Here is a 14757-nt window from a genome sequence, read left to right as displayed (position 1 = left end):
TAAATAAAATGAATCTTTTGAATAAAGGAGATAACTGTTCTGTTATGACAATTACACAGATCATGGTCTTTGTCCGTGTCGCCGAGACGCTTAATTTTACCCAGGCTGCCCAGGAGATGCATATGACCCAGCCGGCAGTCAGTCATGCCATCGCCAGTATTGAAAATGAACTGGATGCCCAGCTGCTGCTTCGGGACCGCAAAAAAGGCGTGCTGCTCACCGAGCTGGGACAGCGGGTGCTGCTGGAATTCCGCTCCATCTTGCAAAGTATGCAAAAGGTACAGCAGCAGGTGGCTGCCGAAAAAGGACTGGATATCGGGACGGTCACCATCGGTGCTTTTCCTTCGGCATCGGCTTATTTCCTGCCGCCGATTATTCATCAGATCCGGCAGAACTATCCCAATCTGGTGTTCGATCTACAGGAAGGATCGACCAATGAAGTGAGAGACTGGGTGCACACCCGTCAGATCGAAGCGGGTATTATCCTGCTGCCCGATCCGTCGGTCGATACGATTCCACTTTATTCGGACCAGATGATTGTGCTGCTGCCGGAGCAGCATCCGCTGCAGTCCCAGGAGCGGATCTCGATCCGCCATCTGGATGGACAGGATGTGATCCTTTGCAAAGGTGGTCATGAAGTGGCGATTATGGAAGCTTTTCAGCGGGAGAAAAGCCATCTGCAGATCAAGTTCACCACCCATAATGTAAGCACGCTCGTCAATATGGTTCGGCAGGGACTGGGCATCGGTATCGTCTCGGAACTTGCGTTATCGATGTTCCCTCATGAGTTAACGGTCAAGGAAGTATCTCCGCGGATTACCCGCCAGATCGGTATTGCGGTGCCTTCGCTTGGTAATGCTTCGCTTGCGGTGCAGCTGTTTGTACGGACAGCGAAGGAGCTTTTCACAAAAGAAGTCCCAGAAATGGTGCCAGATGGTACTTAACCTCAAGAATCACCTGATTCATGGAAATCAACCGGGATTCACGGGAGCGTGCTGTCCGGACATTTCCGGGAAGTCTGAATTCATGCCAAAAAGGACTGCTGGAGATCAGCAGTCCAAAAGTTTGTTTGACCGGATACAGAGAAAAGCATCTGCAGGTCGCTTAGTTAACAACGGTAGGCTCATCCTTGGTAAGAGGTATGGCCTCCGCTTCCCGGATTACAACGGTCAGTTCTCCATTCACCGCATCGACCTGTACGACAGAACCCGGCAGGGCTTCACCGGCGATCAGTGCCCGGGCTACCCGGGTCTCCAGGGCACGCTGGATAAACCGTCTCAGCGGACGGGCGCCGTATGCCGGATCATAGCCCTCATCTGCGATCATCTGGGCGGCGGCATCGGTCAGCTCCAGCCCGATCTGACGGTCAGCCAGACGAGCACGCAGACTGTCAGCCAGTTTGAAGACGATCTGGCGAATTTCTGTACGGCTGAGCGGCTTGAAGAGTACAATATCATCTACCCGGTTCAGGAACTCCGGACGGAAGTGCATATTCAGCTCTCGCATCACAGTCGCACGTACCGACTCGCTGATTTGTCCTTCCTGCTCCATACCGCTCAGCAGATGCACCGATCCGATATTGGAGGTCATGATAATAATCGTATTTTTAAAATCAACCATACGGCCCTGGGAATCGGTCAATCGGCCGTCATCCAGCAGCTGGAGCAGCAGGTTGAACACATCCGGATGCGCCTTCTCCACTTCATCCAGCAAAATGACAGAGTATGGCTGGCGGCGTACAGCTTCGGTCAGCTGGCCGCCTTCCTCATAGCCCACATAGCCCGGAGGTGCACCGACAAGACGGGATACGCTGTGCTTTTCCATATATTCGGACATATCGATCCGGATCATATTCTCTTCCCGGTCGAACAGGGAGGCGGCAATCGCTTTGGCCAGTTCGGTCTTGCCGACACCAGTCGGGCCGAGGAACAGGAAGGAACCAATCGGACGGTTCGGGTCCTTGATGCCTGCCCGTGAACGGATGACTGCGTCCGCTACGAGCTGCACGGCTTCATCCTGTCCGACGACGCGTTCATGCAGCACTTCTTCCAGACGGAGCAGCTTTTCCCGCTCCCCTTCGACCAGGCGGCTGACCGGCACGCCGGTCCAGCGGGAGACGATATCGGCGATCTCTTCATCGGTCACCGCTTCACGCAATAGCCGTCCTTCCTGATCCTGATGAGCCGCTTCTTCCGCTTCCTTCAGTTCACGTTCCAGTCCCGGAATAATACCGTAACTCAGCTCGGCGGATTTGTTGAGGTCATATTCTTCCTGGGCTTTTTCCAGATCAAGACGGGCCTGTTCCAGTCGCTTTTTAAGCGTATTTACATTTTCGATGACTTCTTTTTCCTTTTCCCAGCGGGCACGCATCTCCAGCTGCTTTTCTTTGAGATCGGCCAGTTCGCGCTGCAATACGCCGAGACGACTGTGGCTCAGTTCATCGGTTTCTTTTTTGAGTGCGGCTTCTTCAATCTCCAGCTTCATGATGCGGCGGGTAACCTCGTCCAGTTCGCCGGGCATAGAGTCAATCTCGGTACGGATCATCGCACAGGCTTCATCAATCAGATCAATCGCTTTATCCGGCAAAAATCGGTCGGAGATGTAGCGGTCCGACAACACACCTGCCGCGACGATGGCACTGTCATGAATTTTCACCCCGTGATGCACTTCGAACCGTTCCTTGAGTCCGCGCAGGATCGCAATCGTATCCTCGACATCCGGCTCGCTCACCAGCACCTGCTGGAAACGGCGTTCCAGTGCAGGATCTTTCTCGATATAATTGCGGTATTCGTCCAGCGTCGTCGCTCCGATACAGTGCAGCTCGCCTCTGGCCAGCATCGGCTTGAGCATATTGCCCGCATCCATCGAGCCTTCCGTTTTGCCGGCGCCGACGATTGTATGCAGTTCGTCGATGAACAGGATAATCTGTCCATTGCTCTGCCGTACTTCCTTCAATACCGCCTGCAGACGTTCCTCGAATTCGCCGCGGTATTTCGCTCCGGCGACCAGTGCACTCATATCGAGAGAGAAAATTATTTTGTCCTTGAGCCCTTCCGGTACGTCTTTGCGCACGATCCGATGGGCGAGTCCTTCGACGATAGCCGTCTTGCCGACGCCCGGCTCACCGATCAGTACGGGGTTATTTTTGGTTTTTCGGGATAAAATACGGATCACCCGGCGAATCTCATCATCACGCCCGATGACCGGATCGACTTTGCCGGAACGCACTTCAGCGACCAGATCGCGGCCGTATTTCTCCAACACTTCATAGGTCGCTTCCGGGTCCTGACTCGTAATGCGCTGGTGGCCGCGAATGTCCGCCAGCACCGCCATGACCGCATCCCGCTTCAATCCATGCCGGTGCAGCAGATCGCGTACTTCACGGTTGCCGGGATCATCCACGGAAATGAGTGCCAGTACGGCATGCTCGACAGCGACAAATTCGTCTTTCATCTCCGCCGCTTCCTTTTCCGCCTGATTGAGCACCTGCAGTAGTCCTGCCGAGGCATAGCGGCTGACCGCTGCCGAACCGCTGATACTGGACTTGCGACGCAGCAGTTCATCGCTCTGCTGAATGATCATGGCTGTCGGCAGATTCATTTTGTGCAGCAGCCGCGGCAGCAGACCTTCCGGCTGTTCCAGCAGCGCCTTGATCAGATGGGCGGGAGTAATCTCCTGATGTCCCATCGAGGTGGCGAGCGACTGGGCGCTGGCAATGGCCTGCTGTAATTTATGGGTTAATCGGTTGTAATCCACAATAGGTCCCTCCTGTTGTTTGGAAATGATAGTCTGTATTTCTATGGATATAATCATCCTGCTGACATAGAGCCTCTGCTCCAGCCAGACATCGATTATCCGAAAGTAAAGCAGAGCCGGACATCAGCTGCTCCGGCCCTTGCATTGTATTTTGCTACAGCTGTATTTAACGGCGCCGTCTCATCTGCGCCTGATATCGGCTCAGCGAAGCCATCTGGCGATACAACTCACGCTCCTGTTCGCTGGTACCCGGTGGAACAACAATCTCCACATCGAGCAGCACATCCCCATAGCTGCCATCATCCCGTTTGAGACCGCGTCCCAGAATGCGGAGAATACGGCCGTTTTGAATACCGGTCGGTACTTTGACCCGGACTCTGGACTGATCCGGTAGCTGTACATGGGCATCTGTGCCGAGTGCCGCTTCCCATGGAGCGACCTCCAGTACTCCCTGCAGATTGCTGCCCTCCAGTACATACACCGCGTGAGGAAGAATGCGCAGTGTGATCAGCAGCTCCTCATCGGCATCAATGCCATTACTACCGGTGCCGCGGATACGGATCGTGCTGCCCTGCGGGATGCGCTCCGGAATCTTGACCTGTATGCGTCTGCCTCCCAGCCGGATCGGCACATGGTCACCGCGGTAAGCTTGTTCCAGCGTAATATCGAGTTTGGCCCTGGTTGTACGCTGCGGACCTGCCCCCGCCCGGCTGTCATTGCTGAAGCTGGCATTACCAGCCGTATTGGAGAAGAAATCATAATCCTTCATTCGGTCACCGAAAAACATATCAAAAAAATCTTCATCCACTCCACCTGTACCTGTGCGATATTCATAGCTGGTACGGTCCGATGTACTGTCGGCCTCAGGTCCAGGACGATTGCCCGATGGACGGCTGGAACTTCCGGAGTTGGATTGATACGTCTGGCGGGCAGATTCATACTTGAGCTGATCATCATAGCGCTGCCGCTTGGTCTCACTTCCCAGCACTTCATACGCTTCGGTGATTTCCTTGAATTTATCCTCAGCCTCCGGTGCCTTGTTAACATCCGGGTGCCATTTTTTGGCCAGCTTCTGATATGATTTCTTGATCTCCTGTCTGGAAGCACTACGTTCCACTTCCAGCGTCCGATAATAATCCCGAGGCATGCATTCTCCCTCCTTTCCCTATCGATCCAGCGAGCGGTATCGAATACAGAAAAGGTGCATTATAGCGGTTGGGAACTACAATGCACCTTTGTTATGATCGCCTGTGCAGGCGGTTGATTATCCTGTTGTCTTCATCATTCAGCCAATTTACATATCACTGTTATTCTACCTATTTTTAATCCAATTTACCAGTAGGTTAAACAGTTACACTGTCATGGATACATGCTGTCTGCAGGCTTTATTCACCCGACTGGATCTCAATCCGCCGTCCTTCGGGACGCTGCCGTTTTGGAATATCCAGCTTCAGCAGACCATCCTTGAGCGAAGCCTGGATATGATCGGCATCGATATCTTCCACATAGAAACGTCTTACATACTCACCATGACGACGCTCCTGACGCACGATCTGACCTTTGCTCTCATCCTCTGTGCTGCTTTCTTCATGATGAACCGCTTTGATGGTCAGATATGGAGCGGCATAGTCGATATTAATATTTTCTTTGGTAAAACCAGGCAGTTCGGCTTCCACCAGATACGCATTGTCGGTCTCACGAATATCGGTTTTAAAAGACAGAGTCGATGATTTCAGTGGTGCAAAAAAGTCATCATTCCACACATCATTGAAGGACTTCATCAGCTGACCCCAGGCATCTTCACGACGTTTACCAAAAGGAACCAAATCAAACATAAAGCATCCTCCTCCGTGATTATTCTTTTAATTGGTTAGTTTGGAGATGAAGCTTATTACACGAACCATAAAAACTTCATCCCGGTCAGTGAAGTGCTTGCACTTGGTGTTGTGATGTACGTCCTGCATTTGAAGTCAGGTTGTACATTTTTCATTTGACCTTCACTGACCTTATGGCATTATTATAGCTTGGGCTTTTGCTAGCTTCAAAATGGATTACAGGCGATTTGGGACGGTTATTGGTAATTATGGCGGATTAGGCGGAGTTATTTTTTGTTTTCTAAATTTTTGACCTTTTTTGACCTTTGTTTGATGTTTGAGCTTTTTTGTGGCGGATAGAGCGGAGAGTTCTATGGAGGTACCTATTCTGGGAAGACATACCCCACTTCGGAAAGGAATACTGCATTCTATAGATAAGTTTCTATCCATTCAGCTAATGTTTACTGCTGTTTCTTTTCCCTTTAGTTTATGAAGGCAACTCCAAGCAATATGAATTTCCAAACAATCACCGTAACAAGGATAATAAAATAATTCTGCACTACGTATTACCGCATATCGCTACATATTACTGCATATTTCTTCACATGATCGCACATCCATTAACCCGTTCGTCAATGCCTGCTTACAACCTGCTGCATCTCCTGCTAAGCGTCTGTAAACATGTAACTGCGAGCATCCCCGCACCTCCCTGCACGGAGCGGAGAAAAGAGAATTCTGCCAACGACCGACATTTAAGAATGGAGATCGACCGCTGCAAGCGGTTGTTCAAGATCTCCATTCTTAACCGGAGAGAGTGGCAGAATCTCTTTTCGCAGCGGCTGTTCATACGGCATGTCACGCAGCACGACAGCATGGCAGCATGACAACACAGCAGCACACGAGCATCCACAGTTCATGAACGAGGGTCGACCAGCCGCGTATGCTCATAAAAAAACAGCAGTATGCTGCACGCATACCACTGCCAAATTAATGTATTCCATGTTCCATCAGTGCAGCACAAATGTCAGCCAAAATGCTGCTGAATAAACTCCATCGTTCGGCGGTTGTGATGGGGGCTGACGTAGTGGCCGTCGAATGGATAGACGGCGATGTCCTTTTCCGAACGAATTCGGTTGTAGGCGGCGAAGATTGTTTCCGGCAGGCAGACCATGTCCTTGAGTCCGCAGGAGACGAGCACCGGGATCTTGATGCGATCCGCCAGGTTGATCATGTCAAAGTAGCTCAGCGTCTCCAGCACCTGGTTGAAATGCTGGGGATGACGGCTGACGAACTGGGCGGCTTCCTTAAGCGAACTCTCGGAATTCAAGATGCCAAAGTCCATATGACACATATTCGGAATATTCGCTACCGCGACAGTCGGGATCTCGCTGAGTGCGGCGGTGATCAGCACGAGTCCGCCGCCCTGGCTGCCGCCATAGGTGGCGATGCGGCTGGCATCGATGCCCGGCTGGGCAGCTGCCCATTCGATCGCTTTGAGCGCATCCACCGTGATCGCACGATAGTAGAAGGTGTTCTTGTCCAAAATCCCCTGTGACATCCATCCGGAGCTCATACCGAATTCGGAAGGCATACGGCTGCCGGTCTCGCCGCCTTGTCCGCGTACATCCATGGCAAATACGGCATAACCCATGGCCGCCCACTGGGCGTAATCTTCAGGATAGCCCTTGCTGCCGGCATACCCGTGGAAAATGACGACGCATGGTAATTTTTGCTCACCGGCATCGGCCGGGCGGATATACCAGCCGGACAGTGGAGTATCGTCAAATCCTTCATACGTGACACGGTAGGACTGCACCGCCTTCATCGGAGTCGGACATTCCTCCATATGGGCAGAAAGGGGTTTGTGATGGAACTGCTGCAGTGTCTGTTCCCAGAATTCATCCAGATCTACAGGCGAAGTCAGCATGGGTGCATACTGCTCCAATTCGCGGACTCTTCTGGCGATAGCGTGACTAATCATAGGACATAGACTCCTTTATTTATTCAGATTAACGATCCAGCCGGTGATCATCCGGAAGCAAAAACTGAAAATAGCTGCCGGAATAATGGCCGTAATCAGCGTAATCAATATGCTCAATACACCAACCGAATCCGGATTATTCCGGAACTCCAGAATCACCAGCAGGATCGCCAGAATAATGTACCAGGCGATAAAATCAGACTTTCTAAAATTGGATTTGATCCAGTTCATTCTCATACCCTCTTCACATGTAATAAGCCTGCATCATTCCGGCATGCCGTACAGAAGGGCTCAATACGTAAATGCTAACAATAATAGCGCTTAATTACAACCTGTTCCGCTGTTTGCCATACCACATTTTGCAAGGATATCGGCGCAAACCCAGCGATCTTTTATCCAGAATATGCAACATCTGGTAGGCCTGTACGTATACGTACCTTGAACCGGTTAGATCCAACAGCCCGAACGTTATCCCTGCATGATCGGATACCGGTACCGCACCCATGCCGTTTTGGTATTACCGACAGATTCTGATCCTACATATAAGGAGGTTGATTATGTACATATCCCAACGAAGATTGAAAATGATCGATGCCATGCGCGGCTTTTCCCTGCTCGGTATTATTCTCGCCAATATGCTGATTTTCCAGTATGGTGCCTGGGGCGCCATTGATCTAAAGGAACCCGGTTTCTCCACCGCTGATCATGTGGTGAACGGACTGCTGGAAGTGCTGGTGGTCGGCAGTTTTATGCCGATTTTTGCCTTCTTATTCGGATTCGGCATTATCAAGATGAAAGAAAGTCTGGAAAGCAGGCAGCTCTCGCCCTATCCGTATCTGAGCCGACGCTTTCTGCTGCTCATGCTGATCGGTATGGTGCATGGCTTTTTTATCTGGGAAGGTGACATTCTCACGTATTACGGCCTGTACGGGTTTGGCCTGCTGCTGTTCCTGCGCTGCCGCCCCAGAACGCTGCTGGTCTGGACGATGATCGGCTTTGGCATGATGCTGCTGTTTGGTCTGTTCGGTCTTTTCACAGGTTCCGAGGATGCCATGATCGCTATGGAGCGCAGCTATCATCTGGAGACGCTGCATGTATACAGCACCGGCAGCTATCTGGATATTCTGGTGCAGCGCAATATGACGACGCCTTTTCTGGATTTCCCGCTTGCTTTTGTGCTGATGTTTATCCTGTACGGCATGACATCGCTGCTGTATATCCCGCTGTTCTGGCTGGGCATGTATATGGCCAAAAAAGGTATCTTTAACGATCCGCAGAGCAAGTCCGCACTGTACCGCAAAGGGATGCTCATTTTCCTCCCGCTCGGTCTAATCAGCAAATTAATGATAGTCATGATGCCTGTACTGGACTGGGAGACATTCTCGCTGCTGTTCGGCGGTCCGGTGCTGGCGATCGGTTATATCTTTACATTCGCCTGGCTGTATCTCAAATGGCAGTCTGCATCGTGGATGAACGGATTCATCGCGATCGGCAAGCTGTCGCTGAGCAACTATCTGCTGCAGAGCATTCTCTGCACAACGATCTATTACGGCTACGGGCTGGGACTGTTCGGACAGCTGGGCATCGCGGTCGGTACGCTGGTTGCCCTGCTCATCTATGCGCTGCAGTTCATACTCAGCCCGCTCTATCTGCGCAAATACAATTATGGACCGGTGGAAAAATTGCTGCGGATGTGGACCAACCGGTCGCGCAGCGGCAAGCTCCCATCGAACCCTGTTTCGCCGGATCAGCCTCAGCCTGCTGTACGGTAAATATGTTTATTTCAGATAGTCCGGGATGGCAGCACCAACAAACCTGTGCAGAAAACAGGACAATAGACAGGACAAAAAAGGAAGCCCTCTATGGAGCTTCCTTTTTTGATGTGTTGATCTGCGCGAACAGCCGACTCTACTGAAGAATAATCTGCCGGAAGTATCGCTTTCTCTGCAGGGTGACACATATGCTAATCTGAAATCGCTATTTCCAAGTACAGGAACATCCATGCTGTCCTTTAATTGTTTATACAATCCGTTTTACAAATCCGGTTGACGTCGCTTCATAGCCGAGATGGCGGTAAAAGTCATGTGCACCCGTCCGCTCTTCCCGGTTGCCGCTGTTAAGCGCCACCGCCCGTGCGCCTGCACTGCCTGCCCAGCCTTCTGCTGCCAGCAGCAGCGCTTTGCCGATTCCGCCGCCTCTATGCTGTTCGCTAACAACGAGTGAACCGATCCGTACATGGACCCCGTCCCGCTCAAACCGAAGTTCCTTGATCAATCCGATCATACCGATTACTTGACCATCTGCTTCAGCGACATAGCACTGATAATCCGGATGCTCCTGCAGTGCCAGAAAGCGTGTATGCATATCCTCCTCTGATACCGGATAACCCAGCTCCTCCATAAGTACGGCCAGTGCCGCTACATCCTCCTGATGCGCTTCCCGAATAACCAGTGTCTGCTCCATTCGACTGCCTCCCTTTTCTTCGTTCGTTTCCGGCTGTGCCGGTGCAGCAGCGTATATCCTGTCCGGCTCTCTCATTAGAAAGGGCAAGTATAAGCTGCCTTTTACAATATGTATCGTACGTCTGTCTTGTATATCTGCTGATACAGCATACTTTGATGCCGGGCCCATAACTCTCTACCCATGACTTGCTCAAAGTATACCCAATCTCCCGACAGCTCGCCATGAGTGTAAAATGATGTTTTTATCAGATTTGCACATCGTTTCTTGCATAGCATGAACCTCGTGCCATATATCTGTTTCATTTCCCCATTTCACAAGCCGGTTAATCACTATGAGAATAAGGAAATCTGATTAAGCCGCGGCAAAAAGGGGAAATAAATGATGGACGAAAAATTACAAAATTTGTATATATCAAACATTCTGTTATATAATGAACAAAACTCAATATGTAAATAATGATATAATTACCAAGGAGGAACTTATGAAGAACACCAGTAATAAGTACGCCAACTACATTCCGATGCGTGAATTGAATACGGTGGAACGCCAATTGTTCCCATTTGATGCCTATAATGAACTACTGGAGCAGTCCCCTGTCCGCTACGATAAAAATCGCAGCTGCTGGGATGTATTCCGGTATGAAGACGTCCAGTATGTACTAAAAAATCCCAAGCTGTTCTCTTCCCGGCGCAATCGTGCCAACCGCGAGAGCATGCTGACCCAGGATCCGCCCAAGCACAAGCAGCTGCGCGATCTGGTGAACCAGGCTTTTACCCCGAAAAAGATCGAGGAGCTGGCGCCGCATATCCAGAATATCGCCGACGATCTGCTAGCACCCCATCTGCAGCAGGGACAGCTGCGCATGGTGCATGATCTGGCAACGCCACTGCCAGTCATCGTGATCGCCGAACTGCTCGGCGTACCTTCCTCCGACCGGGATCGGTTCAAGGAATGGTCGGATATTCTCGTCAAAGGCGCCCGTGATGACAGCGATGAAGCTTTCCAGGAGCTGATGGAAGAGAAAGACCGTACCAATACAGAGCTGGGTGCTTACTTTGGCCATATTATCCAGCAGCGTCGTCAGGAAGCGCAGGAGGATCTGATCTCTCTGCTCATCGCTGCCGAGATCGAAGGGCAGCATCTGACCGAGGATGAGATTATCAGCTTCTGCATCCTGCTGCTGGCAGCCGGTAATGAGACAACGACCAATCTGATCACCAATGCCGTACGCATTCTGGCTGAGCAGCCGGAGCTGCAGCAGCGACTGCGTGAACATCCCGAGATGGTCCCGACTGCCGTCGAAGAGACGCTGCGCTACTATCCGCCGATCGTCGCCATCGGACGCGTCGCCAAGGAGGATACCGAGCTGCGCGGTCAGCACATCCAGGCAGGTGAGCAGGTCATCTCCTGGGTCGGTGCCGCCAACCGGGATGAGCAGAAGTTTGTCAATGCTGATACCTTTATCCCGGACCGCAAACCAAATCAACATATGGGATTTGGCTTTGGCATTCACTTCTGCCTTGGTGCACCGCTCGCCCGGCTGGAAGGCCGCGTCGTGCTGAATACGCTGCTGCGTCATATGGATCGGATCGCACTAGTGGAAGGCACACAGCTGGAGCCGATCCAGAGCGCCTTTGTATTCGGGGTCAAAGAATACCCGGTAACTTTCCAGCCTGTTTTGCATCATTAAACAAACGGACTGTACTCATTGAAGCAGACTGCTTTTTCCTTTTCAGGGGAGAAAGCAGTCTTTTTATATGTCAGCCTATTATATCCAACACTTCAATCTTCCATTCTGCTAACACAAAGTTAAAACGTATACAGTTACAGGTTACAATCTAACCAATCCGCAGGCTATCCGGCTTGCTTGTAACCAAAGGAGTGATCGTAATGAAGAAGAAAAGTACATTGTGGATGAGTACGGCAATCGTCTCCGTACTGACTCTGACGACAGCAGGTATTCCGCTGGCCGATGCAGCATCTTCCGTGGGTCCACCGACTTCCCTGTCCCGGACAGCAAGCACGGCCAAGGCTGTTTCTTCCCGGCAGCGCGGATAAATGTCATAAGACGGATATCCAGGCTGCCGGGCTATATTTCTAACTACAATAAGATATAGCATAATCATAGTTTATAGCTATAAGCGTATAGGATTCGAATATTTGACGGCTGCTCTGTACGGGCTTACAGTGATAACAGCTTTACAGCGAATAAACGGAGCCGCAAATAAGGGTGCCCTGCACCCTCTTGCTGTATTCCTTTATTCCTCGTGATTACTTGCGCCTTGCAGAAAGGATGAGCATCATGCTGCTCCAGTTACTTTCCACCATGTACCAGGTCTTTCTCCCGATCTCTCTTCCTGTAGTCGGCGGTATCTTGCTACGTCGTTTCCGCGGTATGGATACCAAGCCGCTCGCACTGCTTTCGCTCTATATTCTGACTCCTTCCATCGTGTTCAACACGCTGCTGCATGCGGAGATTTCATGGCAGGATGTGAGTTCGACGATCAGCTTTTCCCTGCTGACCCTGGTTCTGCTGTGGCTGATTGCTGTACTGGTCAGCCGGATGCTGCGTCTGAACCCGCAGGAAAAGGCCGGGCTTACGCTGATCTCCACTTTTACCAACAGTGTCAATTATGGTCTGCCGCTCGTGCTGCTGGCATTCGGGCAGCTTGGTCTGGACAAGGCTTCGGTCTATGTCATCGGGCAGATGGTCATTGTGAATACGGTCGGTGTCTTTTTCGCTGCCCGCTCGCATTTCTCGGTACGGCAGGCGTTTGCTTCGATTTTCCGGCTGCCGGCGGTCTATGCTACTGTCATAGCGGTACTGCTGCGATTGTCCGGGCTGGCACTGCCTGCCACATTGGATCAGGGATTTGCCATGCTGGCTGCCGCGTATTCGCCTGTCGCGCTCGCTGTGCTGGGCGCCCAGATGATCAATGTCAGCTCCCGGGACGAAGAAACGGCAGCCCACCGACCATCTCGCCGCGCCTTCTGGGCGGGCATAATGATCCGGCTGGCTGCCGCGCCGCTGTTATCCTGGCTGCTGCTGACCCTGCTCGGTATAGAAGGGATATTGTTCCATGTGCTGCTCATTCTGACTTCCATGCCGACGGCAGTGAATGCGGTCATTCTGGCCGAGCAGTTCGGAGCGGCGCCGCAGCTCGTCTCACGCTGCATCTTATGGACGACACTGGCTTCTGTCGTTATGCTGCCGGTGCTGATTCTGTGGCTGCAATAACGCAGCATGCCGCTTCGGTATCAATCGCAAAATACCGGCAAACCCGGATTGTGCAAATAGCTGAATGCCGTACGAATCTGCTGCTCGGTATTGCGTTCGATGGAGAGCGGCGGCAGTTCATCTTCAGCGAAAAAGCCGACTTCCATCGTCTCGGTCGTATCGGTAGCGGCCGTCCCGCCAATCAGTTCGCATTCAATGAAAAATTTGTACACATGCCATGGTGAAGGCGGATGAGGATGGAACTTCTTGTCCACCACACCGAGCAGGCGTCCTGCCCGCACGTCGTAGCCGGACTCTTCCTTGACCTCTTTGACGGCAATCTCTTTGGGTGAGAGGCCGATATCCGCCCATCCTCCCGGCAGTGCCCAGGCACCGTCGAGCTTCTCCCGGACCATCAAAATCCGGTTCTCCTGAAATACAACAGCCCGGATATCCACTTTGGGTGTCGCATAACCGGTCTCCCCTGCGAACAGATCACGGATCAGCTCGGTCTCCGCTTCCGTGTACTGCTGCATAATCTCCACGCTCAGCTCACGCAGTTGCTGGAATCGTTCCAGATCGTATACATCCCTGGAATATTCCAGTCCTGCCTGACTGATCGCCTGAATCTGCTTAGCCCACTCCAGCCATTTCAATTGCACATCATCCATCTCCCCTGCGGTATCATGAATTGTCGTTATTTCTGCTGTTCTGCCTCATATGGTAACAGATGGCGAACACAGTTGTACAATTCACAATCCCAGGCATTCTGCTCATCACAGCGGACGACGGTGATCGACATATTTTCAAGAGTATGCCATTTCGGTTCTTCCTTCAGAATGGCATTGAGCACATGATTGAGCAGCACACCATGGCTGACAATCAGGATACGCTCGCCTGGATACTTGCGTCCCAGTTCCTGCAGACAGCTGATTCCGCGGGCCGCACCTGACTCGGGGGTCTCCAGTCCGAGATCCCTGGTTTTCCATTCTTCTCCCCAGCGTTCGATCCGCTCGGCGTGTGTCGTGCCCTCGATCTGGCCGCCATCCAGCTCTCGCAGGCGCGGATCATAGCTGACCGGCAGATGCGAAGCTTCCGCGATTGCCTGTGCGGTCTGGCGCGCACGAATCAGATCACTCGCATAGATACGGTCCCATGCTTCTCCGGCGACTCGTTCCCCGAGCTGGCGAGCCTGTTCCCAGCCTTCTTCATTCAGCGGAATATCCGAACTTCCCTGCGCACGGCCCTCTTTGTTCCATATCGTACTGCCATGACGGATTAAACCGAATGTAGTCATCGTTATTCCTCCTTTACGCGCGATATGACCTTAACCTGATGAGTGACATTTGCGGGTAAAAAGTATACAATAATCTCTTGTTTATATATTTTATTTTGCCTTAAACAGAGTATTTCTGAATCATCGTATGAATAGTCTGCACTCCTACCTGTATCTTACCATGTTTATTCATGGGATGTTGGACGTTCCGTCAGCTGTCGAATGATTGCATGACGGATACCGGACGGTT

Annotated in this window: 13 protein-coding genes; 5 read left to right on the top strand and 8 right to left on the bottom strand. The window is 51.7% G+C overall.

What is annotated here, in order from left to right; translation table 11 throughout:
• Window positions 1–44: 44 nt before the first annotated feature.
• Entirely contained in the window at window positions 45–944 is a 900-nt protein-coding gene (locus tag M1D61_RS04965; protein WP_458121400.1) for a LysR family transcriptional regulator, read from the top strand.
• 160 nt (window positions 945–1104) lie between these two features.
• Here the strand turns inward: M1D61_RS04965 and clpB are convergent, their stop codons facing one another.
• From clpB to M1D61_RS04940, 5 genes are all read right to left on the bottom strand, one after another.
• The gene (gene clpB / locus M1D61_RS04960; protein ID WP_458121399.1) at window positions 1105–3756 is read right to left on the bottom strand and encodes an ATP-dependent chaperone ClpB; all 2652 of its coding nucleotides are present in this window, start codon (window positions 3754–3756) and stop codon (window positions 1105–1107) included.
• A 166-nt stretch (window positions 3757–3922) separates the two neighbouring features.
• A complete protein-coding gene (locus M1D61_RS04955) occupies window positions 3923–4903 on the bottom strand; it encodes a DnaJ C-terminal domain-containing protein (protein WP_458121398.1) in 981 nt (326 codons plus the stop codon).
• A gap of 238 nt (window positions 4904–5141) precedes the next feature.
• Window positions 5142–5591: an Hsp20/alpha crystallin family protein gene (locus M1D61_RS04950; RefSeq protein ID WP_046215778.1), complete on the bottom strand. Its 450-nt coding sequence runs from the start codon at window positions 5589–5591 to the stop codon at window positions 5142–5144.
• 1003 nt (window positions 5592–6594) lie between these two features.
• On the bottom strand, window positions 6595–7551 hold the full coding sequence (locus tag M1D61_RS04945; protein ID WP_458121397.1) for an acetylxylan esterase: 957 nt from the start codon (window positions 7549–7551) through the stop codon (window positions 6595–6597).
• A gap of 15 nt (window positions 7552–7566) precedes the next feature.
• Entirely contained in the window at window positions 7567–7782 is a 216-nt protein-coding gene (locus tag M1D61_RS04940) for a hypothetical protein (RefSeq protein ID WP_458121396.1), read from the bottom strand.
• A 326-nt stretch (window positions 7783–8108) separates the two neighbouring features.
• On the opposite strand from M1D61_RS04940, the gene M1D61_RS04935 reads away from it, so the two are divergent.
• Window positions 8109–9323: a DUF418 domain-containing protein gene (locus tag M1D61_RS04935; protein WP_458121395.1), complete on the top strand. Its 1215-nt coding sequence runs from the start codon at window positions 8109–8111 to the stop codon at window positions 9321–9323.
• Between the two features lie 247 nt (window positions 9324–9570).
• Here the strand turns inward: M1D61_RS04935 and M1D61_RS04930 are convergent, their stop codons facing one another.
• The gene (locus M1D61_RS04930; protein ID WP_458121394.1) at window positions 9571–10014 is read right to left on the bottom strand and encodes a GNAT family N-acetyltransferase; all 444 of its coding nucleotides are present in this window, start codon (window positions 10012–10014) and stop codon (window positions 9571–9573) included.
• Window positions 10015–10495: 481 nt separating this feature from the next.
• On the opposite strand from M1D61_RS04930, the gene M1D61_RS04925 reads away from it, so the two are divergent.
• The 3 genes from M1D61_RS04925 to M1D61_RS04915 all read left to right on the top strand — a co-directional run bounded on the left by M1D61_RS04925 (window position 10496) and on the right by M1D61_RS04915 (window position 13252).
• A complete protein-coding gene (locus M1D61_RS04925; RefSeq protein WP_458121393.1) occupies window positions 10496–11704 on the top strand; it encodes a cytochrome P450 in 1209 nt (402 codons plus the stop codon).
• A 200-nt stretch (window positions 11705–11904) separates the two neighbouring features.
• Window positions 11905–12072, top strand: a complete 168-nt coding sequence (locus M1D61_RS04920; RefSeq protein ID WP_458121392.1) for a hypothetical protein — start codon at window positions 11905–11907, stop codon at window positions 12070–12072.
• 244 nt (window positions 12073–12316) lie between these two features.
• A complete protein-coding gene (locus M1D61_RS04915) occupies window positions 12317–13252 on the top strand; it encodes an AEC family transporter (protein WP_458121391.1) in 936 nt (311 codons plus the stop codon).
• Window positions 13253–13272: 20 nt separating this feature from the next.
• On the opposite strand, the gene M1D61_RS04910 is transcribed toward M1D61_RS04915, so the two are convergent.
• Both M1D61_RS04910 and M1D61_RS04905 read right to left on the bottom strand, forming a co-directional pair.
• Entirely contained in the window at window positions 13273–13893 is a 621-nt protein-coding gene (locus tag M1D61_RS04910; protein ID WP_458121390.1) for an NUDIX hydrolase, read from the bottom strand.
• Window positions 13894–13928: 35 nt separating this feature from the next.
• A complete protein-coding gene (locus M1D61_RS04905) occupies window positions 13929–14528 on the bottom strand; it encodes a histidine phosphatase family protein (RefSeq protein ID WP_458121389.1) in 600 nt (199 codons plus the stop codon).
• Between the last annotated feature and the right edge of the window lie 229 nt (window positions 14529–14757).

The organism is Paenibacillus sp. Z6-24, assembly GCF_054161335.1.
The sequence above is the reverse complement of the archived record's forward strand: the minus strand, read 5'-3'. Positions and strand labels throughout refer to the sequence as shown.

Bases quoted from the DNA above. Each gene is read 5' to 3' on its own strand.
- M1D61_RS04965 (WP_458121400.1), top strand. From the start codon at position 45: ATGACAATTACACAGATCATGGTCTTTGTCCGTGTCGCCGAGACGCTT.
- M1D61_RS04955 (WP_458121398.1), bottom strand. From the start codon at position 4,903: ATGCCTCGGGATTATTATCGGACGCTGGAAGTGGAACGTAGTGCTTCC.
- M1D61_RS04950 (WP_046215778.1), bottom strand. From the start codon at position 5,591: ATGTTTGATTTGGTTCCTTTTGGTAAACGTCGTGAAGATGCCTGGGGT.
- M1D61_RS04945 (WP_458121397.1), bottom strand. From the start codon at position 7,551: ATGATTAGTCACGCTATCGCCAGAAGAGTCCGCGAATTGGAGCAGTAT.
- M1D61_RS04940 (WP_458121396.1), bottom strand. From the start codon at position 7,782: ATGAACTGGATCAAATCCAATTTTAGAAAGTCTGATTTTATCGCCTGG.
- M1D61_RS04935 (WP_458121395.1), top strand. From the start codon at position 8,109: ATGTACATATCCCAACGAAGATTGAAAATGATCGATGCCATGCGCGGC.
- M1D61_RS04930 (WP_458121394.1), bottom strand. From the start codon at position 10,014: ATGGAGCAGACACTGGTTATTCGGGAAGCGCATCAGGAGGATGTAGCG.
- M1D61_RS04925 (WP_458121393.1), top strand. From the start codon at position 10,496: ATGAAGAACACCAGTAATAAGTACGCCAACTACATTCCGATGCGTGAA.
- M1D61_RS04920 (WP_458121392.1), top strand. From the start codon at position 11,905: ATGAAGAAGAAAAGTACATTGTGGATGAGTACGGCAATCGTCTCCGTA.
- M1D61_RS04915 (WP_458121391.1), top strand. From the start codon at position 12,317: ATGCTGCTCCAGTTACTTTCCACCATGTACCAGGTCTTTCTCCCGATC.
- M1D61_RS04905 (WP_458121389.1), bottom strand. From the start codon at position 14,528: ATGACTACATTCGGTTTAATCCGTCATGGCAGTACGATATGGAACAAA.